This window comes from Erwinia typographi, assembly GCF_000773975.1.
Lineage (GTDB): Bacteria > Pseudomonadota > Gammaproteobacteria > Enterobacterales > Enterobacteriaceae > Erwinia > Erwinia typographi.
Window position 1 is genome coordinate 32,819 of record NZ_JRUQ01000030.1, and the last position, 25,825, is coordinate 58,643.

23 protein-coding genes are annotated in these 25,825 nt (G+C 56.7%); 16 read left to right on the forward strand and 7 right to left on the reverse strand.

Annotation, left to right across the window (positions count from 1 at the left end; all coding sequences use genetic code 11):
* Nucleotides 1-80: 80 nt before the first annotated feature.
* Nucleotides 81-368 (forward strand): VF530 family protein, encoded by a 288-nt coding sequence (locus tag NG99_RS10690; RefSeq protein ID WP_034892047.1) that lies wholly within the window; start codon nt 81-83, stop codon nt 366-368.
* A 108-nt stretch (nt 369-476) separates the two neighbouring features.
* Here the strand turns inward: NG99_RS10690 and NG99_RS10695 are convergent, their stop codons facing one another.
* Nucleotides 477-2,258 carry a sigma-54-dependent Fis family transcriptional regulator gene (locus tag NG99_RS10695; protein WP_034892049.1) on the reverse strand — a complete coding sequence of 594 codons (1,782 nt, stop codon included), beginning with the start codon at nt 2,256-2,258 and terminating at the stop codon, nt 477-479.
* A gap of 277 nt (nt 2,259-2,535) precedes the next feature.
* On the opposite strand from NG99_RS10695, the gene exaC reads away from it, so the two are divergent.
* The 6 genes from exaC (at nt 2,536) to NG99_RS10725 (ending at nt 10,743) form a co-directional block, all read left to right on the forward strand.
* On the forward strand, nt 2,536-4,056 hold the full coding sequence (gene exaC, locus NG99_RS10700; protein ID WP_034892050.1) for an acetaldehyde dehydrogenase ExaC: 1,521 nt from the start codon (nt 2,536-2,538) through the stop codon (nt 4,054-4,056).
* Nucleotides 4,057-4,082: 26 nt separating this feature from the next.
* On the forward strand, nt 4,083-5,108 hold the full coding sequence (gene adhP, locus NG99_RS10705) for an alcohol dehydrogenase AdhP (protein WP_034892051.1): 1,026 nt from the start codon (nt 4,083-4,085) through the stop codon (nt 5,106-5,108).
* 298 nt (nt 5,109-5,406) lie between these two features.
* Nucleotides 5,407-7,650 carry a ferric-rhodotorulic acid/ferric-coprogen receptor FhuE gene (gene fhuE / locus NG99_RS10710; RefSeq protein WP_034892052.1) on the forward strand — a complete coding sequence of 748 codons (2,244 nt, stop codon included), beginning with the start codon at nt 5,407-5,409 and terminating at the stop codon, nt 7,648-7,650.
* A 198-nt stretch (nt 7,651-7,848) separates the two neighbouring features.
* The gene (locus NG99_RS10715; RefSeq protein WP_034892053.1) at nt 7,849-8,574 is read left to right on the forward strand and encodes a response regulator transcription factor; all 726 of its coding nucleotides are present in this window, start codon (nt 7,849-7,851) and stop codon (nt 8,572-8,574) included.
* The gene (locus NG99_RS10720) at nt 8,571-9,842 is read left to right on the forward strand and encodes a sensor histidine kinase (RefSeq protein WP_052130648.1); all 1,272 of its coding nucleotides are present in this window, start codon (nt 8,571-8,573) and stop codon (nt 9,840-9,842) included. Before NG99_RS10715 ends, NG99_RS10720 begins: the two co-directional genes overlap by 4 nt.
* Before the next feature lie 121 nt (nt 9,843-9,963).
* Nucleotides 9,964-10,743 carry a MipA/OmpV family protein gene (locus NG99_RS10725; RefSeq protein WP_034892058.1) on the forward strand — a complete coding sequence of 260 codons (780 nt, stop codon included), beginning with the start codon at nt 9,964-9,966 and terminating at the stop codon, nt 10,741-10,743.
* Between the two features lie 17 nt (nt 10,744-10,760).
* On the opposite strand, the gene NG99_RS10730 is transcribed toward NG99_RS10725, so the two are convergent.
* Both NG99_RS10730 and NG99_RS10735 read right to left on the reverse strand, forming a co-directional pair.
* Nucleotides 10,761-11,570, reverse strand: coding sequence for a PadR family transcriptional regulator (locus NG99_RS10730; RefSeq protein WP_052130649.1), 810 nt, complete (start codon nt 11,568-11,570; stop codon nt 10,761-10,763).
* Nucleotides 11,571-11,828: 258 nt separating this feature from the next.
* Complete coding sequence (locus tag NG99_RS10735) at nt 11,829-12,473, reverse strand: TetR/AcrR family transcriptional regulator (protein ID WP_052130650.1); 645 nt, start codon at nt 12,471-12,473, stop codon at nt 11,829-11,831.
* Between the two features lie 83 nt (nt 12,474-12,556).
* On the opposite strand from NG99_RS10735, the gene NG99_RS10740 reads away from it, so the two are divergent.
* A complete protein-coding gene (locus tag NG99_RS10740; RefSeq protein WP_034892060.1) occupies nt 12,557-13,387 on the forward strand; it encodes an SDR family NAD(P)-dependent oxidoreductase in 831 nt (276 codons plus the stop codon).
* 22 nt (nt 13,388-13,409) lie between these two features.
* Here NG99_RS10740 and NG99_RS10745 read toward each other — a convergent pair whose 3' ends face one another.
* Together NG99_RS10745 and NG99_RS10750 are read right to left on the reverse strand one after the other, a co-directional pair.
* A complete protein-coding gene (locus NG99_RS10745) occupies nt 13,410-14,198 on the reverse strand; it encodes a phosphate/phosphite/phosphonate ABC transporter substrate-binding protein (protein WP_052130651.1) in 789 nt (262 codons plus the stop codon).
* On the reverse strand, nt 14,191-15,192 hold the full coding sequence (locus NG99_RS10750; protein ID WP_034892062.1) for a fatty acid desaturase: 1,002 nt from the start codon (nt 15,190-15,192) through the stop codon (nt 14,191-14,193). Before NG99_RS10750 ends, NG99_RS10745 begins: the two co-directional genes overlap by 8 nt.
* Nucleotides 15,193-15,644: 452 nt before the next feature.
* Here NG99_RS10750 and NG99_RS10755 point away from each other — a divergent pair, with 452 nt between their 5' ends.
* From NG99_RS10755 to NG99_RS10785, 7 genes are all read left to right on the forward strand, one after another.
* On the forward strand, nt 15,645-17,078 hold the full coding sequence (locus NG99_RS10755; protein WP_232298258.1) for an amidase: 1,434 nt from the start codon (nt 15,645-15,647) through the stop codon (nt 17,076-17,078).
* Between the two features lie 51 nt (nt 17,079-17,129).
* Nucleotides 17,130-17,927, forward strand: a complete 798-nt coding sequence (locus NG99_RS10760; protein ID WP_034892065.1) for a DeoR/GlpR family DNA-binding transcription regulator — start codon at nt 17,130-17,132, stop codon at nt 17,925-17,927.
* Nucleotides 17,866-19,161, forward strand: a complete 1,296-nt coding sequence (locus tag NG99_RS10765; RefSeq protein WP_034892068.1) for a M20 family metallo-hydrolase — start codon at nt 17,866-17,868, stop codon at nt 19,159-19,161. Before NG99_RS10760 ends, NG99_RS10765 begins: the two co-directional genes overlap by 62 nt.
* Nucleotides 19,155-20,084: a phosphotransferase family protein gene (locus NG99_RS10770; RefSeq protein WP_034892071.1), complete on the forward strand. Its 930-nt coding sequence runs from the start codon at nt 19,155-19,157 to the stop codon at nt 20,082-20,084. Before NG99_RS10765 ends, NG99_RS10770 begins: the two co-directional genes overlap by 7 nt.
* Nucleotides 20,081-21,019 (forward strand): choline kinase family protein, encoded by a 939-nt coding sequence (locus NG99_RS10775; RefSeq protein WP_034892073.1) that lies wholly within the window; start codon nt 20,081-20,083, stop codon nt 21,017-21,019. Before NG99_RS10770 ends, NG99_RS10775 begins: the two co-directional genes overlap by 4 nt.
* 136 nt (nt 21,020-21,155) lie before the next feature.
* A complete protein-coding gene (locus tag NG99_RS10780; protein ID WP_232298260.1) occupies nt 21,156-21,461 on the forward strand; it encodes a hypothetical protein in 306 nt (101 codons plus the stop codon).
* A complete protein-coding gene (locus tag NG99_RS10785; RefSeq protein ID WP_034892075.1) occupies nt 21,458-22,993 on the forward strand; it encodes a sodium:solute symporter family protein in 1,536 nt (511 codons plus the stop codon). The genes NG99_RS10780 and NG99_RS10785 overlap by 4 nt, the downstream gene beginning before the upstream one ends.
* 119 nt (nt 22,994-23,112) lie before the next feature.
* Here the strand turns inward: NG99_RS10785 and NG99_RS10790 are convergent, their stop codons facing one another.
* Nucleotides 23,113-23,970 (reverse strand): SDR family oxidoreductase, encoded by an 858-nt coding sequence (locus tag NG99_RS10790; protein WP_034892078.1) that lies wholly within the window; start codon nt 23,968-23,970, stop codon nt 23,113-23,115.
* Between the two features lie 174 nt (nt 23,971-24,144).
* Here NG99_RS10790 and NG99_RS10795 point away from each other — a divergent pair, with 174 nt between their 5' ends.
* On the forward strand, nt 24,145-25,086 hold the full coding sequence (locus NG99_RS10795) for an AraC family transcriptional regulator (RefSeq protein ID WP_034892081.1): 942 nt from the start codon (nt 24,145-24,147) through the stop codon (nt 25,084-25,086).
* A 61-nt stretch (nt 25,087-25,147) separates the two neighbouring features.
* Here NG99_RS10795 and NG99_RS10800 read toward each other — a convergent pair whose 3' ends face one another.
* Nucleotides 25,148-25,813, reverse strand: coding sequence for a TetR/AcrR family transcriptional regulator (locus NG99_RS10800; RefSeq protein ID WP_034892084.1), 666 nt, complete (start codon nt 25,811-25,813; stop codon nt 25,148-25,150).
* Nucleotides 25,814-25,825: the final 12 nt, after the last annotated feature.

Consider the following 25,825-nt stretch of genomic DNA (forward strand, 5'->3'; position numbering starts at 1 on the left):
ACCTGTGGCGGACGAAGATTGCACATAGCAGCGGCATTCAGTATGGTGTGCGCAATTTCTCCCGGCTGACAGAGCACACTATGACTCACACTTCGAAGGACCCTCTGCACGGCATGACTCTGGAGGCAATAGTCACTGCGCTGGTCGCACGCTATGGCTGGAACGAACTGGGTCAACGCATCTCGATCAACTGCTTTAAAAACGATCCCAGCATCAAGTCCAGCCTGAAGTTTCTGCGCCGGACGCCCTGGGCCAGAAAGGAAGTGGAGGATCTCTATATCGCGTCGCTGAAAGATTCCCGCGCCTCGTCGCCAGAAACGCCGACCGATAGCCCCTGGGCCAACTGGAAGAAAAAAGACCGAATCTGAGCCCAGGCACTAACACAGCTCAGTGCAAAGTCCACTACTGCATTTATCAGGGGTTAAAGCCGAACCGCCAAAACTTCCGCAGCCCAGATCACCAACGGTTTTAACCGGTCATTGTTTTCCCCGCGCGCCACGCCGGTAAAGCGTGCTACGGGCGACGCCAAGCGCCTTCGCGGTTTTGCTGACGTTACCATTAAAACGTTGCAGGGTTTCGGTTATCAGTTGCTCGTGATGCTGATGAAGGGCGGGCAGAGCATGACGGCTGTCGTCGCGGAATTCAGCGGGCAGGCTGTCGCAATCGAGACGTTCATTGTCCTCGGCAAGGGCCAACAGGACTTTTAGCAGGCTGCGCAGTTGCCGGACGTTTCCGGGCCACGGATGGCTGGACAGTCTGTCGATCAGCTCGTTTGAAAGAGTGACGTTACGCTCAGTACCGCCAAGCTCCTGCCACAGTTGCCCGATAAACGCGGGCAGTTCGGGCCAGTCGCGCAGGGCTGGCAGCGTCAAAGAAAATTCCTGCAGGCGATACAGCAGGTCCTCACGGAATTCGCCAGCCGCTACGCGCTGCGCCAGGTCCCGGTGGGTCGCGCAAATCACGGCGAAGTTCACCGGCCAGCTCCGGCTGGAGCCAAGCGGCGCCACCTCTTTTTCCTGCAACACCCGCAGCAGCCGGGTTTGCAGGGAGAGCGGCATATCGCCGATCTCATCCAGAAACAGCACGCCGCCGTCAGCTTCGCGAATTTTGCCGATGTAACCATTTTTACTGGCGCCGGTAAACGCCCCCGGCTGATAGCCAAACAGTTCTGACTCAATCAGCGACTCAGGGATCGCCGCGCAGTTAATGGCGACGAATTTTCCCTGCTGCCAGCGGCTCTGCTGGTACAGCGTGCGGCTGACGAATTCTTTGCCGCTGCCAGTTTCACCATAAATGCAGAGCGAAACGCCAGCGTTGAGCAACCTGACCATTTTGTCGCCTTCGCCGCGCAGGGCGAAAGGCTGCGGCCTGACCACCGCTGGCGCAGCAGGGTAGTAGCGACGGGCTGGCGCTCGCAGGCGATAAAAATAGCGCTGCTGGCTGAGGTGAACCAGCGGCTGCGGCACGGTATTAGCCAGCTGCTCCGTCTGCGGAAAGAGCTGCTGAAAGAGCAGAGATCCGAACTGCCCGGCATCCAGATTCAGCTCGCGCATCGCCAGCCGGTTCGCCGCCATCAGCACATTATCGGAAAAAATCAGCAGCAGCTCCTCAACCCGGTCAATACCTTCAACCTGAGGGTGCAGGCTCATCAGCCATTGATCGGGATGCAGGCTCTGCTTAACCCACAGGTACTCAATTTGCTTAGCCGCGTCTTTGACCCAGGCCAGCGTCGAGGGATGGGGGTAGTTCGAAGGGCCAGAGATATCCAATACGCCTGCGATTTGCCCGTTTGGCGTTTGCAGAGTCATCGCCGCGCAGTACAGCCCCTGGTTGCTGGCAAGATAGTGCTGGTGACCGAAAATTTCGCAGCCATCATCAATGGCGAGCGCGGTGCCGATGGCGTTGGTTCCCCGGCCACATTCACTCCACAGGTTACCCGGCGCAAGGGCGAATCGCTGAGCTTTCTGCATCGACTGCATGTCGCCGGTTGTATGCAGCACCAGACCGCTGGCGTCAGAGAGGACCACGACCGACTGCTTATTGGCAATTTTTTCCGCCAGTCCCTTCATCGCCGGTTGGGCAAACTGTTGCAGCCCGGCGTTGCTGGCCAGCAGGTCGGCCAGCTCGCCCTGACGCACACGAGGGAAGTCATCAGCCTGCCGGTCCAGACCATAAAGCTGGCTGCGAAACCAGGAGTCACTGAGCAGTGGCGTGGTGGCGATCGGGGAAGGGCGGGCCGCTGACATTTTTCCCTGCATGGATAACCTCGTCAATGTAACCAAAGTGTTGCGACATTGTAGCCTCTCGGGTTTTAAGACGTTGCGATTTGCAACACAGAAGCCGAATTTTTCATGCGCTCAGTCACACTGAGAAAATGCGACTGATTTTAATTACTTTATAAACAACAAGTTATATTTTTTCGCCGAGTTGGCATAACCCCTGCAAAACAACTCTGTCAGCGCAGAGAAACGCTGCACTAAATCAAGATGGCGGCGTTCAGCCTCTGATAAATCTAATCCTACAAAGGAGTTTGCGATGCGTTATGCACATCCAGGTACTGAGGGATCGCTGGTCTCTTTCAAAACGACCTACGGTAATTTCATTGACGGCCAGTTCAAAGAGCCGCTCAGCGGCCAGTATTTTATGAATACGTCGCCGGTCAATGGCAGTGATATTGCGCAGTTCCCCCGCTCGGACGCAAGGGACATTAATGCTGCGCTCGACGCAGCGCACCGGGCCGCCGAGGCGTGGGGTAAAACCAGCGTTCAGCAGCGCGCCAACCTGCTGTTACAGCTTGCCGACAGGATCGAGGCTAACCTTGAATACCTTGCCGTGGCGGAAAGCTGGGATAACGGTAAGCCGATCCGAGAAACCCTGAATGCCGACCTTCCTCTGGCCGTTGACCACTTTCGCTACTTTGCTGGCTGTCTGCGCGCGCAGGAAGGCAGCGCGGCTGAGATTGATGAAAATACCGCCGCCTATCACTTCCATGAGCCGCTTGGCGTGGTGGGGCAAATTATTCCGTGGAACTTCCCGCTGTTGATGGCCGCATGGAAACTGGCGCCCGCGCTGGCGGCAGGTAATTGTGTGGTGCTAAAACCGGCAGAACAAACTCCGCTCGCCATCACCCTGTTGCTTGAGCTGGCGGGTGATATTTTCCCGGCAGGGGTGCTGAACGTGGTGCAGGGCTTTGGCCGGGAAGCCGGAGAAGCGCTGGCAACCAGCAAGCGTATCGCGAAAATTGCCTTTACCGGATCGACGCCGGTTGGCCGCCATATCATGGCCTGCGCGGCAGAAAATATCATTCCGTGCACCGTAGAACTGGGCGGCAAGTCGCCAAATATCTATTTCGCTGACGTGATGCAGGCGGAGCCGGAGTTTATCGATAAGGCCGTTGAAGGGCTGGTGCTGGGCTTCTTTAACCAGGGCGAGGTCTGTACCTGTCCTTCGCGCGCGCTGATTCATGAGTCCATCTACAGCGCATTTATGGAGCGGGTGATGGCAAAAGTCGCCACCATCCGCCGGGGCGATCCGCTGGATACCGATACCATGATCGGCGCGCAGGCCTCCCGTCAGCAATTTGACAAAATCCTCTCTTATATCGACATCGCCCGTCAGGAAGGCGGACAGGTTCTCACTGGTGGCGACCGTGCCGTTATTTCTCCCGCGTTGGATAGCGGCTTCTATATTCAGCCAACGCTGATCAAGGGCGATAACCAGATGCGCTGCTTCCAGGAGGAAATTTTTGGTCCGGTAATCGGGGTGACCACCTTCAAAGATGAAGCAGAGGCGCTGGAGATCGCCAATCAGACCCAGTTTGGGCTGGGCGCTGGCGTCTGGACGCGTGACAGCAATCTCGCCTGGCGCATGGGGCGCAGCATTAAGGCGGGACGAGTCTGGACCAACTGCTATCACATTTATCCGGCTCATGCCGCCTTCGGCGGCTACAAGCAGTCCGGCGTCGGGCGTGAAACCCACAAAATGGCGCTTAGCCAGTATCAACAAACGAAAAATCTGCTGGTCAGTTATGACACGGCACCTTTAGGGCTGTTCTGAGCCCCTTTTCCCTTGAGGACTGAAAGATGAAAACGATGAAAGCCGCAGTAGTGAAAGCGTTTGGCGAGCCATTAGTCATTGAGCAAGTGCCAATCCCGGAAGTGGGACCAGGTCAGCTGCTGGTGAAAGTGGTGGCGACGGGCGTCTGCCATACGGATCTGCACGCCGCCGAAGGCGACTGGCCGGTGAAACCGCAGCCTCCTTTTATTCCTGGTCATGAGGGCGTCGGTTACGTGGTGGCGGTTGGCGAGGGGGTAAAGCACCTCAAAGAGGGCGACCGCGTGGGAGTGCCCTGGCTGTACTCCGCCTGTGGCCACTGCGAGCACTGTCTGGACAGTTGGGAAACCCTTTGCCACTCGCAGCAAAACGCCGGGTATTCGGTCAACGGTAGCTTCGCGGAGTATTGCCTGGCCGACGCTAACTTCGTGGGCCGCCTGCCGGATAACCTTGAGTACAATGAGATAGCGCCGATCCTGTGTGCTGGCGTGACGGTTTATAAAGGCCTGAAGATGACCGACACCAAGCCGGGCGACTGGGTAGTGGTTTCCGGGATTGGCGGACTGGGTCACATGGCTATTCAGTATGCGGTGGCAATGGGGCTGAACGTAGCGGCGGTTGACATTGACGATGACAAGCTGGCATTTGCGAAACGCCTCGGCGCCAGCGTAGTGGCTAATGCGAAAAACGTCGATCCGGGGGAATTTTTCCAGCAGAGTTTCGGGGGCGCGCACGGCGTGCTGGTTACCGCCGTTTCGCCTAAGGCCTTCCAGCAGGCGCTGGGGACGCTGCGACGCGGCGGTACTATGGTGCTAAACGGTCTGCCGCCGGGAACATTCGACCTGTCGATCTTCAATATGGTGCTGGACGGCATCACCGTTCGCGGCTCGATAGTCGGTACGCGCAAAGATTTGCAGGAGGCTTTAGACTTTGCCGGACAGCACAAAGTGAAGGCCAATATTGCCGTCGAACCGCTCAGTAATATTAATGCTATTTTTGAGCGAATGCATAAAGGCAAGATAGAAGGGCGAGTGGTGGTCGATCTGGCGCTGTAATCTTAAAATGTAACGAGCGGCCGGCTGGGCCTGAGGCTGAACGCCTTCAGACAGTCCCGCCGCCGCTCGCTGGACCACATCATTACGCTGTACTACATCGCCAGTGATAACCTTCACTTAACGGCATTAATTATTATTTCTTAACCGTTCTTCCGCGCATTTATTCCTCGACTTACTAATTTCTGAAAAGTTCCTTAATATTCTTTTACATAAGAAATAAAAAAAATTATAGTTCTCATTCGCATTTGGGGTGCCAGCAATGTAGCGGCATAAAATTAAAAAATCCGGGGAAGTATTGATGTTTTTTGTTCCAGGTCCTGTCAGTGAAAACCGCGCCAGCCACGAGGCCACGTTCAAAATCACTTCACGTTATTCCATTCTTGCCGTTCTGATCGCCACCTCACTTCCGGTGTCGGGCGCTTTTGCAGCAGCAGCGACAGCGTCGACTCAGGCCGCAAAGAGTGACTCTGCCGAACAGCAGACGATGACCGTCGACGCTTCCGCGAGCGGCTCGGCCGATTCGGCAGCCACCGATTACAGCGTGCCGGTGACCAGCGCCGGAACAAAAATGTCGCTGATCGCCCGCGATATTCCGCAGTCCGTCAGCATTATCAGCAAGCAGCGGATGGAAGATCAGCAGTTGCAGACGCTTGGCCAGGTGTTAGACAACACCACTGCCATTCAGGAAGACGTCGGTGATTTGGACCGCCGGACTTACTATTCCCGCGGCTTCCTGATTGATAACTATATGGTCGACGGCATCCCAACCGTATTTGATACCATCTGGAACCTTGGTGACGCGCAGTCCGACGCGGCGCTTTTTGAACGGGTTGAAGTGGTGCGCGGCGCCAGCGGCCTGCTGACCGGAACCGGCAACCCTTCCGCGTCGGTAAATATGATCCGCAAACATGCGGACAGCAAAGAGTTTACCGGCGACGTCTCCGCCACCTACGGCAGCTGGAATAAACAGCGCTACGTAGCCGATCTCTCTACGCCGCTCAGCGAATCCGGCAACGTTCGCGGGCGTCTGGTGGCGGGGTATCAGGATAACGACAGCTATATCGAGCGTTACAGCGCTGAAAAGAAATTTTTCTATGGCACCATTGATGCGGATCTGACTGACTCTACCACGCTCTCCGTTGGCTATGAGTTTCAGCAGACCAACGCCAATCGTCCTACCTGGGGCGGTGCGCCGCGCTGGTATCTGGACGGCAGCAAAACGGATTACCGTCGCGGCTTTAACACCGCGCCGGACTGGGCCTATAACGACAAAGAGAGTAAAAAAACCTTTGTTACCCTTAAGCAAAACTTCGATAACGGCTGGCAGCTGACCCTCAACGGCACCCATAACGAGACGTTCATCGACAGCAAGCTGATGTATGTCGATGGCTACTTTGATAAAAATACCGGCGCGGGCGTCTCGCAGTATGCGGGCTATCCGGTTGTCGCCGGTACGGGCTACAACACCGGCAAGCGTAAAGTCGATGGGGTGGACAGCTTTGTCAGCGGCCCTTACGAGATGTTTGGGCGTCAGCACGAACTGATGGCGGGCGTCAGCTATACCAAACAGCGGAATACCTATTACAGCGCCTTCTCTAATATTTCTTCCGAAGAGCTGGGTGATTTTAACGATTACGACGGACAGTATCCTGAAACGGACTGGGGCCCGCGCAGCCTGGCGCAGGATGATACAACGCGACAGAAATCAGCCTATATGGCTACCCGCATTTCTCTCGCCGATCCGCTGCACCTGATCCTTGGCGCACGCTATACCCGCTGGAGCACCCATACCCTGACGCAGGATATGGAAAAAAATAACATTACCCCATACGGCGGGCTGGTCTTCGATATCAACGAAAACTGGTCAACCTATGCCAGCTACACCTCAGTGTTTCAGCCTCAGCAGTACCGCGACAGCAGCGGTGCTTACCTGGCGCCGGTTATCGGCAAAAACTACGAGGCAGGGGTGAAATCAGACTGGTTTAACAGCCGTCTGACCACCTCGGTGTCAGTGTTCCGCGCCGAACTGGATAACGTGGCGCAAAGCACCGGTCAGCTGATCGAGGGCAGTACCGATACCGCCTACGAAGGAAAAAGCGGCACGGTAAGCCGCGGCGTAGAGTTTGAAATCAACGGCGCAATTACCGATAACTGGCAGATGACCTTTGGCGGCACCCGCTACATTGCGGAGGATCGCAATGGCGAAGCGGTGAACCCTCAGCTTCCGCGCACCCAGCTGAAGCTGTTCACCAGCTACCGCCTGCCGATGCTACAGGAGATGACCGTCGGTGGCGGAGTGAACTGGCAGACGCACGTCTGGGATAACGTCAACGGCCCGGAAGGCAGCGGCACGCTGTACGCGGAGCAGGGCAGCTATGCGCTGGTTAACCTGTTCAGCCGCTATCAGCTGACTAAGCAGCTGTCCGTTCAGGCTAACCTGAATAACCTGTTCGATAAAAAGTACGACACCACCGTCGATTCAGATTACGCCGTGTACGGCGAGCCACGGAATTTCTCGCTGACCGCCAGCTATAAATTCTGATCCTCAGTAACGGCCAGAATGGCTCCCTCGCGGAGCCATTTTTTTTGGAGTCGATTGTCAGAGATGTCATAAGTGGGCTCCGGGAAGTTAACCAATGACAGGGCCAGCCTGCCAGTGTGAAAAAATGTCATGCCGATTTATCATAGTGCGAAAACTGTTGTCTCAACTGATTCAATCCCCTGATAAGGCAGCCTGTTAATGCTTCAACCTCTCGCTGGCGGTTCCTCCCTGTTGCTGATAGAGGACGATGAGCGCCTGGCCCAAATGATCGTGCCGTATCTTGAGCAGAACGGGCTAAAAGTGGTGCATACCCTCAGTGCCCAGGGCGCCTATACGGCGCTCAACGCCCGCTCGTTCGATTTGATCCTGCTGGATTTGATGCTTAGTGATGCCGACGGGCTGGACGTGTGTCGCTATATTCGCGCGACCTGTAGCTGGGATCCGGCAATTATTATGGTGACCGGACGCGGCGAGCCCACCGACAGAATTATTGGCCTGGAACTGGGTGCCGACGACTATCTGACCAAACCCTTTGAGCCAAGAGAACTGCTGGCGCGGATTAGGGCAATTCTGCGTCGGGTTAGCAAAAACCTGCTTGATACGGTAGATCTTATTCGCGCTGGTCAGCTGGAAATTAACACTGCCGCCAGAACGGTCACCGTCGGCCAGCGTCTGTGCCTTCTGACTTCGATGCAGTTTGATTTATTGCTGGCCCTTGCGCGAAATCCTGGCAGGGTGATGAACCGTGAACAGCTCTGGCAGGCCGTTCGCGGCGAGTCCTACGAGAGCTTTGACCGGGCGATTGACGTGCATATTGGCCGCATTCGCCAGATAATCGAAGACGATCCCCGTACGCCGACACGCATTATCACGGTCAGGGGCGTTGGCTACGTTTTTTCGCGCCTGCCGCAGGTCGCATCGTGAAAAAGCTGACCGATTATCCAATGTATCAGCAGATCTTTTTTGCCGTCACCAGCGCAATCCTGGCGGTGGTCTTCTGCACTATCGCCCTTTGGCTGTGGCTGGATGATAACAATCGCCATCTTAACGCCTTCGCGACCTTCACCGACATCGTCGAAGAAAGCCTTCCTCCTGCCAGCGCTTCCACGGCGCGGCAGGCTAAGGCTGTCGATCAATGGATCGCCAGAACGCATACGCGGTTTGCGTTATTTACGCCCGGCGGCAAGCTGATAAGCCATCCACTTAACCCGCCGATGCCTTATCCAGAACGCATCAGGCCGGGCGGCTATTTTGACGACTGGGCCGGTACCCGATTTGTCTGGCAGTTCGCCGACGGCCGGGTGCTGGTGGTTCAGCTGAGCATCGATCGTGCCAACCGTCCCTGGATCTTTATCTGCATGGTGCTGGCGATGGCCTTCGCCGTAGCGCTGGTTTCCTGGCCGATAGTCCGGCGGCTGACCGCCAGGCTGGAAACTCTCCAGCAAAGCGTTGAGTCTCTGGGCAACGGGCAGCTTTCCTCCAGAGTGATCGTTTCCGGCAATGATGAGGTGGCTCGCCTGGCGCTGAGCTATAATCGCTCCGCCAGCCAGCTGGAAAAACTGGTCAGCGCGCAAAAAAACATGCTCGCCAGGGCCTCGCACGAGCTGCGTTCACCGCTGGCGCGCATTCAGATGGCCTCGGCGCTGCTGGCGTCAGAGACGTCACCGGCCGCTGACGAACTGCGCCACAGCGTTGCGGAACTGGACGAGCTGGTGGAAGAGATCCTGACCATGAGCAGGCTGGAAGGGGCGGAAGCGCTTAAAAACCGGGATGTTCAACGTACCGACGTGACCGCCATTGCGGCGGAAGAGTGCGCAAGGAGTGAGGTAGAGCTGGACACCGCCCACGTCATCGCCTTTACCGATCCCACCCTGATCCGCCGGATGATGCGGAACCTGATTGAAAACGCGCTAAAGCACGGCGCTCAACCGGTTAGCGTTAGTTTACATCCTGACGAGACGGGGCATTTTATATTTACCGTCAGCGACCGGGGTAAAGGAATTCCGGATGGAGAAATCAGCCGGATTTTTGCCCCCTTTTACCGGTTGCCGCAGCAGAATGGGGCGGGTGGCACCGGATTGGGATTAGCGCTGGTGAAAGCCGTCTGCGAATACCACGGCGGCACGGTGACGCTAGCCAATATTCCCTCCGGCGGAGCGTGTTTCACCGTAAGTATTCCGCTGGGCGCCTGAACATATTCTGTCTTACTTCTGTTACATAACTTTACCTGCGCTAAAAAGCCGGTTTACAGCAGGCTGATTAAATCAGCTTTCTCTGGTTAATTTTCGTTATGTAAACAAAGGGTCATTGTTGATGCGCGCCATTATTCCCGCCGCTTTATCCGCTACGCTGCTCGCCGCTTTAGTTCCGCTATCGGCCAGTGCCGATGACAATGCCGATACTCTGCACGGTTTTATCGGCGGTGGCCTTGGTGTGAAGCCTGCTTACAGCGGAGCGAAAGACAATAAGCTGTCGTTTGTGCCAGCGCTAAAAGTTGAGTACGGATCGTTCTTTATCGGCGGGGTGGATACGCTCACGGCGGCGGGCTGGAAATTTTATGATACCGACCGCTGGCAGCTTTCGCTGGGAGTGGGCTCCGATCTCTTCCCGCGCGAGGAGTCAGATGACGATCACCTGAAGGGGATGGGTGACATTTCCGTCACGCCGCGCGCCTTTGTCTCCGGCACTTACAAAAACGGATTCTTCACCGGCGGGGCGATCCTGACTCAGGACATTGGCGGCAACGATCAGGGATTCAGATTCACGACCTATGCTCATGCTCAGTGGCAGGCGACGGACGATCTGCGCCTGTTCGCCGGGCCCAGCGTTAGCTGGGCAGACAGCGATTATATGCAGACGCAGTACGGGGTGTCTTCCGCTCAGTCCTCCCGCAGCGGCCTTCAGCGTTACGATGCTGGCAGCGGCCTTGAACAGGTAGGGCTGGAGCTGGGTGCGGATTATCAGATCACTCGCTCGTGGATGGTAGGGTTCCGCACCTTTGCTTCGCATCTTGAAGATCACGCCTCCGACAGTCCGGTAGTGGAAGATGCAGACCAGCTCAGATACGCTCTGTTTCTGGCCTGGAAATTCTGAAGCGAAGCCCGTTCTGGTCAGCGCGTGGTCCCGCGCATTTTCTTCAGCGCCTGATTCAGGATTTCAGCAATTTCACGCTGAGTGGCTTCATCGCTGCTGTGGTACTGATGTAGCTGGCTGCGCAGATCGTGGATCGCCTGGGTCAGCAGCGGAGAAAACGGCTGGCGGTGCTCAAACATCGCCTGATTCACCGAATCGCTATGGCTGGCGAACAGCGCCAGCTTAGCCATCAGCGCGTCGGCAACCGACTGATTCTGCGCAAGATGGGCTTCTCCCTGCTCGTTAATCGCATAGCGCTTACGGTTACCTTCCTGCTGTACGGTGACGTATCCGACATCTTCCAGATAAGTCAGCGCCGGGTAAATCACGCCGGGGCTTGGCGTATAGAAACCGCCGCTCTTGTCCGTCAGAATTTTAATCAGCTCATAGCCATAGCTGGCCTGATCTTTTAGCAGCGACAGCAGCAGCAGCTGTAGCTCATCAGCGCCAAACTTACGGCCGCGAAGGAAGGAAGGGCGGTCGCGATGTCCGGCATCGTCCCGGCCGCCACGCGGTCCGCGACGCCCCTCGCCACGATCGCCCCAGCGATCGGCAAACCAGCGGTGATGACGTTCTCTGCGCGGATCGTCATGACGACAATGGTGGTGTTCACTGCGCGGGTCTTCCTCACGGCGACGCATACGCTCATGACGCATGGCCTGACGCCAGTGGTCAAACATCATTTCCATCGCTTCTTCACGGCTTTCCGCCTGCTGAAAGCCGTCGCTATCACGGTCGTGCGCATCCGGGTGTCCACCGCGACGTGGGTTAAACATATCTCTAAACATAGTGCTCTCCTGATTTAAGTATGTCTTACGACTGTATCGTAAGATAGCGCTAGTTTTATATCTTACGATAATAAATTGCAAGAGATGCGAGGAAAAAAAGAGCACTTTTTGAGTCTCTTCTTTTGGGAATGATAGGTTTTTTGTCAAAGTTCAGTTATTTACCAGCCCGCTGTTTGCGTTGTACTGGCTGCTGGTAACATAGGAGGCGTCACCGGAGATGATATGTCTGCTTCAACGTCCGCCTCTGGAGCAAAGCTGTCACTGACACGTAAGTTTAGGGCTTAGAAGCAGAGGTGCTTTAGCGCAACGCATTTTTTCCAGAGAGTCGAAAGTCTCCCCGATGCAAGAGGCGAGCGAAAATTTGCCTGAACCGCTACGCCACTTCTCAAGTGCGATGCGCAGCAGGCCGTTTGCAATCATCGATGTTAACCGTAGCTCCTCCCGTCGCTCCACATCAGGCCAGCGGGCCCAGAACGCTTCCGTTAAAGACTGCTCGAGTTGAAGTGACAAACCGTCTTTACGGATGCGCAGTGCTTCGGTAGACCGAAGCAGTTTGTCTGCGAGGACGGATTCTCTGGTTTCAAACCTGGTAGCAAGTTTTATAAAGCACATGCGAGCAAGACTTAGTGGTTCATCGGTTGACGTGTCTTCCATAATTGCCGGAATTAGTGCATCAGCAAACCCGCTACCCGCATATCCGAACAGTACATCTTCTTTGGACTTAAAGTAGGAGAAAAAGGTTCGCCGCGATATGTTTGCTGCTGCTGCGATGTCATCCAGCGTCGTTTGTTCGTATCCGCGTTCAAGAAATAGCGTCAGGCCTGCCCGCGCTATTCGAGCGGCAAGCTCCTTTCGTTTTTTCTGCCGAACTCCGCTCTCTTTCATTTTCTTGGTCAGGCTCACAACGTATCTCTCCTTGACAATTTTGCACTCCGTGCAAATATTATTGCACTCAGTGCAATAAATATAGCCAGGAAGTGTAAGTCATGCGAGAGAAAAAAATTTGGTTCATTACAGGTGCATCAAGGGGATTCGGCCGCCTCTGGTGTGAAGCCGCACTTCAGCGGGGAGACAAAGTTGTAGCGACAGCTCGCGATATCGCGACGCTTAATGTTCTGGTAAAGAGCTATGGCAATTTGGTCCTTCCGCTGCAACTCGATGTTACCGACCGCCAGGCTGTACTGGATACCATGAATCAGGCCCACGCCCACTTTGATCGGATTGACGTGGTTTTGAATGCGGCAGGCTATGGGTATATGGGAGCCGTCGAAGAAATTGAATTCGAAGAGGCAAAAGCGAATTTTGAAACCAATTTTTTCGGCGGACTTTCCGTCATTCAGGCGGCTATCCCCCTAATGCGCAAGCAAAAAAGCGGGCATATCTTAACGGTGTCAAGCATCGGTGGTGTTCTCAGCTTTCCAACCGGTGGGATTTATACGGCCACGAAGTTTGCAGTGGAAGCCCTAACGGAAGCTCTGGCGGGTGAAGTGGCAGGCCTGGGTATCAAAGTGACGATTATTGAACCCGGAAGCTTTGCAACCGGATTCGGAGCCTCGACAAAGTCTGCTCCCGGGATGGAAATCTATGATCCCGTGCGCAATGCAATTAGAGGAAGCTTTAAGCCATCGGATATTGGTGAGCCATCAGCTACGACCGCGGCCATTATGAGTCTGGTGGATGCAAATGCGCCTCCGCTGCGTCTCATCTTAGGCGCGACGACGTTACCCAAATTCACGGCCGCCTACGAGTCCAGACTGGCTGAGTGGAATGCATGGAAGGAAGTGTCGATCGCTGCTCACGGCAATGTGCCAAATTGAAAAGGTAATCTTAGCTGTGGTGCTAATCGCCCTGAGCGCCGTCAACTGATGGACTGAAGTGCTCAGCCCGATAATCTTCACGCGCAGTGGCGGTGAAGTCGTTGATCAGTAGCGCTGCGCAGACCGGCCGCCAGGCCGGTTCGCGGACCAGGCGAGTCAGGACATGGCGCAACCGATCTAATTCCTGGGGCGAGGTTCGTGATGAGGTGATCATCGGCAGGCCAGGACGCAGTGGGGTAGTGCCAACAGAGACCAGCCCGGAGGTCAATTCGGGTCGGTGACGTTCTGCCAGCGCCCAGCTGACCGCATCGATTGCCGCAATATCTGCCTCACCAGCCTTCAAAGCCGCCAGCGACTGAAGGTGACTGCCGCTGAACACCACCTCAGAAAAGAATTGTTCGCCGCTGTGCGCCAATGCCACCAGCTCCCGCAGGCTATGGTAGCCCGACTGTGAATCCTCGCTGTTGCAGACCACCCGCTGATGGCGAAAATCGCTCAGTGCTTTACCGGCATCCGCTTCTCTGACCACTAGCTGGCTACTGTAGCGAAAATCCTGACAGCCAGCGGCCTGGTAATGGAATGTTCCGACCACCTGTACCTCGGGCAACTGCGTGCGCAGCGGATAGCCGCAGGTCTGGCTGAGCAGCAGTTGAGGATCGCGCCAGTGCGTCAGATAGTCTTGCGGGGCGCTGACAAGCAGCTCATATCTTGCGAATCCTTCTTCCTTCAGCAGCTGGTCCAGCGCCTGTAAAAGCGCGAGAGTATCAGGATGATGGATGTCGTACATCGGCAGCGAAATCATATTACTCATGCTCCTTCTCCCGGCCCAGGTCGCGTTGCTCTGGCCGTCCATCAGGGAAATAAGGGTTAACCTCAACCTCAACCGCTTTAATCAGATGCCTGCGCATCAGCTCGCCATAGCCTTTAACAAAGAAACCCTGATTACGCTCAAGATACTCTTTTTTATGGCTGCGGTAGACCTGCGGCAGTCCGTACCAGGGGATACCCGGCAGATCGTGGTGTACTGAATGGTAGTTCAGATTCAGGAACAGCAGACGCCAGAACAGACCGGCTTCATTGATCACCGTCCGTGCCTCTGGCGCTTCCTCCGCGCGATGTTCTAAAAATGAACGCACTGAAACCAGCGACAGCATTGGCCCGGTTACCAGCAAGAGATAGTAAACGATCGAAAAATTATGCTGTACCAGCCAGCCGATCAGCGGCAGCATCAACAGAAAATGCAGCAGCCACATGCCTGTCGCCGCACGATTAAGCTGCCGAAATGATTCCCAGATATTCAGCACGGCCCAGCACATCGTCAGTAACGGAGCAAGCAGCAGACGCCCAGGGAAGGTATTGCGCACGCGGACCAGCAGCCGCTGAAAGCCATTGAAATGCGTCCAGCGGCTACGGGTGAAGTAGTAACTTTCAGGATCTGTTTCCGGCACGGTTAAATCTTCATCGATATGGTGCTGAAGATGAAGGTCCCGATAAACGTCATATGGATACCAGATGGAGAAAGGGAGCAGCCCAAACAGCTTATTTATCCGGGGGTAGCGCGTCGGATGGCCGTGAATAAGCTCGTGTTGCAGCGACATGTACCAGGTGGTTAGCCAAATCAGCAACAGCGTTGACGGCACCAGCCCCAACGTTTGCCACCAGGCAACCGTGGCGAACCAACCGCCGTAAATCGTGATAATAAGTAGCCAGGTCGGCAGTTCCGAGCGCCATAGCCATGATGCAGCCAGCTGATGAACGGATTCCCGCTGCTGCTCACTCAAATAAACTGATGATTTCCCACTCATTAAGCCAACCTGCAACAAATCAACGTTAGTGCTTCGTGCGAGAGTAGCGCGAGCGTGATCGGTTACAAAGTCGATAATCTCCTGTATTTAGAACATAAATAGCTTAGCCAGCCATAAAGTCAGCACGGCCGGGCGAAATCACACGCATATGACTTTATTATTACGCTGGCGCTATTTTCACCGCCTCCCGATTTTCCATCCTGCTGGCGTTCCGACTGCAAAATACCTTACTGCCGCGGGCAAGTTACCCCTCAGGTCTGAGAGCTGAACGATTCAGCCAGTCATCTGCAAAATAGCAGTGGTTTGTCCGGTTAGCGCCTATCATTTTTTCCTATCGCCTGGCCACCCAAAACCCCACATATCCCACATTGACAACAAAAATCGGTCTTGCGCTCAGCGCGGGCACTTGCCACTATCGGTGTCAAGAAGCCAGGGCGATACGGAGTGAAACAATGCGGCAGCAGCATGAGACAACAGAAGATTTAATGCCGGACATCCTCACGGCGGCGAATCAGATTCGTCAGGGAAAACGCAGTAGCGTTTCGCTGGTAGCGCTCTGCCTGCAACGCATAAAAACCCACAATCCCACATTGAATGCCTTTGGCGACGTGTTTGCTGAAGATGCGCTGCGCGAGGCCGAAGCCTGTGACAGGGAAGCGGCGGCAGGTAAATGGCGGGGACCGCTTCACGGCGTTCCCTTTGGTATTAAGGATCTTTTTTCAACCGCTGGGTTACGCACCACCAAAGGCTCGCTGACCTCGCTGGAAAACGTGCCGGACAGCGATGCGCCGATTATTGCCCGTCTGAAGGGCGCAGGCGCAATTTTACTGGGGAAAACCGCGACCACCGAGTTTGGCTGGACCGGATCAAGCTATTCGCGCGTCTTCGGCCACGGCCGTAATCCCTGGAACACCAGCTTGACCAGCGGCGGCTCAAGCTCAGGGTCGGCGATAAGCGTTGCCGCCCATCTGGTGCCGGGAGCGCTGGGCTCGGACGGCGGCGGGTCGGTGCGGATCCCCGGCGCGTTCTGCGGCATTTTTGCTCTCAAAGCCTCGCTGGGGCGCATTCCTACCTGGCCATGGTCGGCGACAGAAATGCTGAGCCACGCCGGACCACTGACGCGTACCGTCCGCGACAGCGCCTTGCTGTTCGATCTGCTTTCTGGCCCGGACTCCCGCGATCATCAGGCCTTGCCGGAGAAAAATGAGTCCTGGCTGGCGCGCTGCGACCTGCCGCTGCCGCGATTTCGGGTGGCCTCTGCCGCCACGCTGTTCAACACGCCTGTCGATCCGGCGATCGCCATCGCGGTAGAGCAGGCGGTGGAACGCATTGCTCAGCAGCTGCCGGTCGAGGTTATTTCGCTCCAGCCCGATTGGGAAAGCCCGTTTGCGGCGTTTAACACGCTGTGGACTGGCGGACGCGGCGTGGCCTACGGCTCCGCGTTGCATGACCAGCTTGATCGGCTCGACCCCGGCTTTGCCACGCTGATTGCCCGCTCGGGCGAGATTGACCTTGCGGACTACCTTAGCGCGCAGAAACAGCGGGCGGCGTTTGCCGCTCAGGTTCACGCTCTGTTTGATCGGGTGGATCTGCTGGTCATGCCGACGCTGCCGGTGCAGCCTTTCGCCGCCGATCGCCATACTCCGCCCGAACAGCCTGAGGGCGACAGCGGCGTGGAGTGGGCGCGCTGGACGCCCTTTACCTGGCCATTCAACCTTAGCGGCAACCCGGCAGCGACCATCCCCTGCGGCTTTACGCCAGAAGGGTTACCGGTGGGGCTGCAGGTAGTGGGCCGTCGCTATGCGGAAGGAGACGTTCTGCAATTTTGCGCGGCGCTGGAAGCCCTTATGCCCTGGGCGCAGCACCTGCCGCCCCAGGCTTTATAGCCCCTGGTATACTGCTTACTGGCAGGAATTTAACGCAACGGAAGGGGCTTTATGATTAATCAGCCGAGGCTGGATGAAATTAAACGGGTGCTGAGCAGCGATAAGCGCGTGCGCGTCACCGAACTGGCACAGCGGTTTGTGGTCTCGGAAGAAACCATCCGCCGCGATCTGAAATATCTGGAAGAGCAGGGTCTGCTGCGCCGCGTTCACGGCGGAGCGATTCTGCCAGTCCCTAATGAGGAGCAGCCGCTGCAAATACGCAGCCGCATTAAGCCCCGGGCGAAGGTGCGCATCGGGCAACTGGGCAGCGAGCTGGTTGAAGAGGGAATGGCGCTGTTCCTGGATACCGGCACCTCAACGCTGGCGCTGGCCCACCAGCTGACCCGGTTCTCCCGGCTGAAGATTTTCACTAATTCGCTGGACATTGGCACGTTGATGACCCAGCAGAGCGACTGCGCGGTGACGATGGTGCCGGGCCGCGTGCGGCGTAACGATAACGCGCTAATCGGTCCTCACGCCCTGGCGTTTGCCCAACAGTTTCATTATGACATCGCGTTTATGGGAATAGGGGCGGTGGATTTAGAGCATGGATTTATGGATTACGAAGAGCCGGAAGCGCTGCTGCGAAGGGTACTGACCCGGCACAGCCGACAAAGCGTGATTCTGGCCGATGAGGGGAAATTTGGCCTGCGTACCTTTGTTAATACGCTGCCGTTTAGAGCCGTGGATACGCTGGTGACTAATGCGCCGCCACCGGCAAGTTTTATCGCAAGTCTGGAGAATGCCCATGTCAACATCCTCCATCCCGGCACTGCCGCGGATGATGCCAGGCGATTATCAGGCCTTTGATGCGCTCTTTGCCCAGAGTAGCGCCATTGGCGCGACCCCGGCAGGCGGATTAAACCGCCTGACGGCGAGTGCCGAAGACGGCGCGATGCGCGACGCGTTTTGCCACTGGCTACGCCAGCATGGCTTTCGCGTTCACGTTGATGAGATCGGCAACCTGTTCGGCCTGCTGACGCTCCGTGCTGGCGCCCCCTGGCTGCTTTGTGGTTCACATCTGGACAGCCAGCCCGCCGGAGGGCGTTTTGACGGCGCGTTTGGCGTGACGGCAGCGGCCGTGGCGCTTGCCAGCCTGGCGAGGCAGCTGAAAGAACGCCCTGACCAGGCGCGCTACAACCTGGCGGTGGTTAGCTGGACTAATGAAGAAGGCGCTCGCTTTCAGCCGAGCCTGATCGGCAGTGCGGTCTTTACCGGTTCCAGCACGCTGGACGCGGCGCTGGCCTGTCGGGATGCGCAGGGCGTCACGCTCGGCGAGGCACTGGAAAGCATTGGCTATCGCGGCACATCGCGGCCTGAAATGCCGCTCGCCGCCTATCTCGAAATCCACGTTGAACAGGGCCCGCACCTTGAGCAGCAGCGGCAGCAGATTGGCGTGGTGACGGAAACCTGGGCCGCGCTGAAGTGGCAGGTGCTCTTTCGCGGCGAGCAGAATCATACCGGTCCTTCGCTGATGGCGAGCCGCCGTGACGCGCTGCTGGCAGCCGCTAAAACCATTGTGGCGGTGCGCGACGAGGCCGATAAACACGGCCTGGCGATGCATACCTCGGTAGGGCGAGTGGAAACGTCGCCGAACTCGCCCAACGTGGTTACCTCGGAAGCCACGCTGTATATCGAGTTCCGCTCCGCTGACGAAGCTCTGCTGAAAACCACAGGAGAACAGTTTTCCCGCACGCTCCAGCAAATCGCCCAGCAGACGGCCACCGACGTCAGCCTGGTTTCCTCGCTGTTCAGGCCGCGTCAGAAGCTGGATGCCGCACTGGCTCAGCGGGCGCTGAAGCTGGCAGAAGAATCCGGCCTTAGCGCGATGCCGATGCAAACGGTTGCGGGCCACGATGCCATCAGCCTTAGCTATCACTGTCCAAGCTGCCTGCTGTTTGTTCCCAGCCATGACGGGCTGTCGCACAACGAGCGCGAATTCACCGCGCAGGAAGATTTACATCGGGGAATCGATCTGCTGCTGGCACTGCTGGCCGATCTTTGCCTTTCACCCGACGCAGCTTCGGAGGTGACGCGATGTTAAGTCGTCTGGAGCAGAGCCTGCGCAGCTGGCAGCCTGATGCCGAATGGGAAATTCAGCCCGGCACGGCTGGCGTCGCCTCGCCACACCGCGTAGCTACCGAATGGGCAGGATTCCGGCTGCAAAAGGACGGCCAGCGGCTCTATGCCAAAGTGCTGTATGACGATCAGCGGCCGCTGATTGACGTCGGGCGCAGCGCTTCCGCGAGCCGTGCCGCCGCCGGGCTGGGATTGACGCCGCCGCTGATTCATGCGGATAGCGAGCAGGGCGTGCTGATTTTCGCCGCGCTGGACGAAAGCTGGCACTGGGCGACGCTCGATCAGCTCACGCAGCCGCAGAATTTTAAGTCATTAGCGAAGATCCTCGATCGGCTGCACCAGATCACGCTGCCGCTGCCCTCGCGCCAGGATGCCATGCGGATCCTGCGCAAGCGCTGCCAACAGGATGGCGTAGCGCTCCCGGCAGAATTGCAGTGGCTGGGCGAATGCGTCGATCTGGCCTGGCAGGCATTGACGGCTCAGCCGTTCGAACCGGTGCTGCTTCACGGCGATCCAATAGCCAGCAACTGGCTGGTGAACAGCAAGGGCGAGTGGCAGCTGCTGGATTTTGACTGCGCGGCGAAGGGCGACGCCTGGTACGACATCGCGGTGCTGCTTAATGAACAGATGCCCTTTGACGATCAGTGGCGGGAAGTTATCAGCCGCTGGCGCGGAAGCTGTAGCGAAGCGGATTACGCCCGCTGCCGCCTGTATGCGCTGGTGGACGACTACTACTGGACGCTGTGGGGCCTGTGGAGTGGACACACCAGCCCACGCGGACTGGAGTTCACCAAAGTGGGGCAGTGGGCGCTGCTGCGCTGCCGGCAGAGCGCCCGCGATCCGCGTCTTGAAAGATGGTTAGCCCTTGTGGCGGGGAGTGCAGCATGAGTAAGCGTCCTGGAGAAGCAGAAAGCTGGCAGGAACAGCGGGTGGAGAAGGCGGTCGCGGCAGTGCCGGAATGGCAGACTTGCGACGTTCGCTACCGCCCGGTTAGTGGAGGGATCTCCAACGCCAACTGGCGTGTCGACGTGGAGGGTGCCCCAGGCGCTTACTTCGTCAAAATTCCAGGAGAAGGCACCGAGCGTTTCATCAACCGCGATACCGCCCATGAAGCGAGTCTCAAAGCGGCCGAAACCGGCTACGGCGCGCAGGTTGTGGCCTATCTGCGCGAGCAGGGCGTGGAGATCTTCGAATTTATGGAAGGCTGGCGCACCTCGTCAAATCAGGACTTCCAGCAGCGCGACGTACGGCATAAAGCGCTGCACGCGCTGAAAAGCTTTAACGACCAGCCGCTGCTCGCGGAGTGTAAAACCGTGTTTGATATGCTGGACGAACACATTGGTCAGGTTAATTCGCTCGGCGCCGCGTTTTCTCCTGATGCTGCCTGGCTGCATAAACAGTCCCGGCGGGCGCAGGCCGCGATACTGGCTGCGGGCCTCGACAAGGTTCCCTGCATGAACGACACGCTGGCGGGTAATTTTATGCTGAACGATCGGGGCGATATTCGACTGGTTGATTTCGAATACGCCTCAAATAACGATCGCTGTTATGAACTGGCCCTGTGGTTTGGCGAAATGTTTTTTTCGCCGGAAACAGAACGCGAGCTGCTGGAGGATTATTTCGGCAAGCTGGATAACGCCTGTTATGCCCGCGTGCAAATGCATAAGTTTCTTGCCGATATGAAGTGGTCAACCTGGGCGATTATTCAGCATCAGGTGGCGGATATTGATTTTGATTTCTCGAAATACGGCGCGTGGAAAACGCTGCGCGCCCGAAGCGTGCTTAATCATCCCGACTGGGAAAACTGGTTGCGCGCAGTTTAATTGCCCCTTCGGGCAAGGTTGGTCATTCATCAGAAAGACGGATTTAGCACTCCCGGCGGCGGCTGAGGCCTCGTTGTGGCAGAACGCTTATATCCGTCAACCCCAGGGGAATCGCTGTTAATCAGCAGGTAAGGGAATGCAAAACCCTAACTATCCATTTCAGGAAGTGGTGATGAGTTCCATTATTGTAGCGCATCAAAAGCGCTCGTTAATTAGCTTAAAAAATAAAATATTAGCCGTTTACCTGCTGGTGTTAGCGTTGCTGGCGCTTTTCCCACCGCTTTATTTAAGCGTCAGCGGCAGCAGCATCCTATTTCTCGGCATCCCGTTACCCATTATCTACTACCTTGCCATCGCACTTTTTCTTGGCCTTGGGCTATGGGTAACGTATCTGGCTGAATGTGCATTCGGGGAAATTCCTGAAGATGAGGAAGTATCATGAATATGTCCGCCGTTGAACCACACTATTTTATTACCTTTGGCATGATTGGCCTGTTTCTGGCGATCATGATTGCCGTGCTGTACGCCACTAACCAGAAAAGCACCTCGTTCTCCGACTATGCCGTTGGCGGGCGCTCCTATGGACCGTGGTACATTGCGATGAGCTACACCAATTCGTGGTGGCCGGGCGCCACCTTCACTGCGTTCTTTGCGCTGTCGGTTAGCGGCGCGATCGGTTTCTACGGCGCGGTTTACTCCACACTCGGCGTCACCGCGATGTATCTGATGGCGCGACGGGCCTGGAAATGGGGGCAGCATTTCAACCTGACCACGCAGCCAGACCTGTTGGGAATGCGCTTTAACAGTCCGGCGGTAAAGCGGGTGGCTTCAATCATCGGCATCATCTGCGTCTTCCCGTGGGTGGTGATGGGGATCCAGGCGCTGGCGCTGCTGGTTGAGTTTGCCAGCTTTGGGCGCTGGGGCGTTACCCTCTGTCTGTTCGCCGGCGTTGCGCTGATCCTGATCCGTCAGTACTGGACCGTCAGCATGGGGATGCGCGGGCTGATTATGACCGACATGTATCAGGGGATCGTGGCTTACGGGCTGGGGTCACTGGTCTGCATTATCCTGCTGTTCAGCGGCGGCGAGCACGGCTTCAGCCAGTTGGCCAGCCTGCCGCCAGCTATGCTGCAAATTCCTGGCGCGGAAGGCAGCCATTACGGCAGTTGGTATATGTTCAGCCTGATTTTCACCGGCGTGGTGGGGTCAATGTGCTGGCCGATGAGCTTCCAGCGTATTTATACCGCCAGCGGCATCCGGGCGGTGAAGAAGGGCACGTTGCTGACCATTCTTCTGGTGGGCGGGTTCTATGCCATTTTGATGCTATTCGCCACCGCAATCAGCCAGGACGCGGGCGTGCAGGCAAATCCTCAACAGGGCTTCTTTACCGCGCTCTTTGACCACGGCGGCCCATGGCTGCTTGGTCTGGCGCTGGTGATCGTCCTCGCCGCGAGCATTGGTCATGTGGATGGCTGCGTACAGGTCTGCGGCACGCAGTTTGCCAACGACCTGGCGACCTGGGGCAAACCCCGCAGCGACCGCCAACTGACGGTGCTGGCGAAATCGGGCATGGTGATATTTATCGTAGCGGCGGCGGTACTGGCCTACCTGACGTTTAACTACTCACGCCTGCAGCTGCTGGCGCAGATTTCCTATCAGGGCATTATCCAGCTCGCCGTCCCGCTGTTCTTCGGCATTTTCAGCCGCTTTGGCAACAAGCAGGGCGCGCTGGCCGGAATGCTGACCGGCATCGTGATCGCCATCGTGCTGACCGTTTTCTATCCAGACGACATTCCGGCGCTTGGTTCGCTGACCAGCGGCATTGTCGGGCTGGCTGGTAACGTGCTGGTGTTCATCCTTTGCGGCGCGCTGATCAAAGCCGATGCACAGGAGAAGGCGAGGGTGGAAGCGCTGTTCGCGCTGGCCGACCGTCCGCCGCAGCCGGTAACGGCAGGCAAACCGGTAATGAGTTAATCCTGAAGGGCGGCGAAAGCCGCCCTTGCTATCCCCCCGCGAACATTCTAAACCCGTTCTTTTCCCGGCCATTGCGCGCGCCAGGCGATAACTCGTTGACAGTCCGTAGAGCTCAGCTATCAGTTGCTAAAGTCAGTTGCTTCGGAAGCGTCACGCCAAAGCTCCAGATCCTTGCCCACGGCCTGCATCTTCTGTCCGGCAAGCTCATTGGCTATTTTTCCGGCAAATAAATGCAGCGGGGGTGCCGATGCGGCCGCGGCTTGCAGGATCAGGATAGCCACCTTTTCAGGATCTCCCGCCTGTTTGCCATCCAGCCCATTGAGATGAAGCTCCAGAGAGGCTTGTGCTTCGGTATAATCCGCAATGGAATGCTGGGCAACCACCAGGCTGTCTTTGGACAGAAACCCCGTACGTACCGGTCCTGGGTAGACTACCGTGGCGTTAATGCCCAGTTCAGCCACTTCGGCGGCCAGGCTTTCAGTTAATCCTGCCAGAGCGAACTTACTGCTGACGTAACTTCCCCAACCGGCATAGCCTCCCTGGAAACCAACGATGGAAGCCACGTTGAAAATATGTCCACTGCGCTGCTGGCGCAGGTGTGGCAGGGCATAGCGCAACACATGCAGTGGCGCGAACACATTGACCTCGAAGTTACGCCGCAACTCGGCATCGGTTAATGCTTCAACCGTTCCCTGCTGACCATAACCCGCATTATTTACCACCCGGTCGATACGACCATATACCGTGATGGTCTTTTCGATCGCAGTCTGCACGCTGGTCTCCGCAGTTAAATCAACTTCCAGCTTCAGCAGTTTGGGATTGTCGCCACCAAACGCCCGATCGAGGCTGGCGAGCGTGCGAGAGGTAGCGGCGACCCTGTCGCCCTGGGCCAGTGCCTGGCGAGCCAGAGACAGGCCAATCCCGCGTGCGGCTCCGGTGATAAACCAGACGTTTTCAGTTTTTGCTCGTTGTGCCATGGAGTAAGACTCTTTTATAACGGATTGAACGGAGGAACAGCTTAGGCTGGTGGGACTAAATGCAACAGGCCGAGACCTATCGCATTATTGCCTGTTTCTATCAAAATAGTTATTTATAAAGCGCAATATGCCATAATGATTGCTTGTTTATCTGGATAATGGACCCCGTTAACCATGACCGTTCCGGCCGTAGCCCAGCAAACAGAAATAATAAGTCTGATCGAAAGACTGGCGCCCCATGAAGGCTATACGCGCACGCTGCTGGAGGGCGTTCGCCTGATGCGAGCCGACGGCCCCCTTGGGCGCACCCCGGTGCTGTATGAGCCAGGCATTGTGATCGTTTTTCAGGGGAGTAAACGCGGTTATCTGGCCGACAAGATTTACCATTATGACGCCCGGCATTATCTGGTGCTCTCGGTTCCCTTGCCCTTTACCACTGAAACCCATGCCAGCAAGGAAGAGCCATTGCTGGCTATGTCGGTACGACTGGATATGCCGGTTATCGCCGATCTGGTGCTGGAAATTGACCGGAAAGTCAGTGGTTCAGTAGCGGAACCCGCTGGAATTATCTCAACGCCACTCGATAGCGCTCTTGCTGATACGGCCTTACGCCTCCTGAGAGTGCTAACCAATCCTCTTGAGGCAAAGATTCTGGGGCCTGGCACGATCAGAGAACTTTGCTTTCGCGTATTGAGAGGAGAACAAGGTGGGGCGATACGGGCGGCATTAGCCAGCCACGGCAGCTTTGGCCGGATAGCACGCGCGCTGAAGCACATTCACGACGATTACTCACAGCCTCTGGACGTGAGCCTGCTGGCCCGGGAAACGGGAATGGCCATCCCTACGTTTCATGCTCACTTTAAAACCGTCACCGGGACCTCTCCCATCCAGTACCTGAAATCCGTCCGCCTGCATCAGGCCAGGCTGCTGATGATCCGCGATAATCTGACAGCCGCGGCCGCTGCTATCAGAGTCGGCTACGAGAGCGCCTCCCAATTCAACAGAGAATTCCGGCGCGCTTTTGGACGAACTCCCGGCCAGGAAGCCCGTGAAATGAAAACGGCCTTTGCTTTATTGCCGGTCGCTCAGTTAGAGAGCGTGGCCTCCACACACTGAAAGTTCGACAGGGGCTGTTATCGCCGCTGAGGTCGGGAAGGGCATAATACGCCCGCCGCCGCTAAGGAGAAATACCCTTACAAAGCAGGGCGAGAGCGTGTCGGACAATCGCCTCTCTGGCCGCAGGGTCCTCTTCCACCCGTAGCTGAACCAGCGGGACTAATACCAGACTGACCAGCGAACCTAATAGCAGCGAGGTATTAATTTCAGGATTAATTTTTCCTGCCCGTTTCCAGCCCTCCATGATGGCGAGCACTTTCTCACGCACCTCTCGTTTGCCAAAGCGCTCATCCATTCGCTGGCGGATAAGCGCGTTCTCGCTGACCGCTTCCTGCATCCATAGCGGGGCAAACCAGCTATCGCGCTGCGCTGTCTCGGCAATCTCTTTCACCATATATTCAATGGCAGCGATGGGGTCATCGGCGTTAGCGACAAAAACCTCGAAAATTCGGCCGCGCAAAGGCATGAAACGCTCTTCGATGATGGTATCGAGCAGGGCTTCGCGAGAGTGGAAGTAGTAATTGAGCATTGCAGGCGTTACGCCCGCCTTGCGGGCAATGGCATTGAGCGAGGTTTCCGCAATGCCGTGCTGCGCAAACAGCGCGAGGGCGATATCCAGCAAATGCCCGCGCTGTTCCGCACTGATTGCGCCGCCGCGCGGCCTGCCGGGACGGCGAGCGGCACTCTTCACTGGCTTAAAATCCGAATTTTCTTGCGGGGCTGACATTTTTCTACCTGC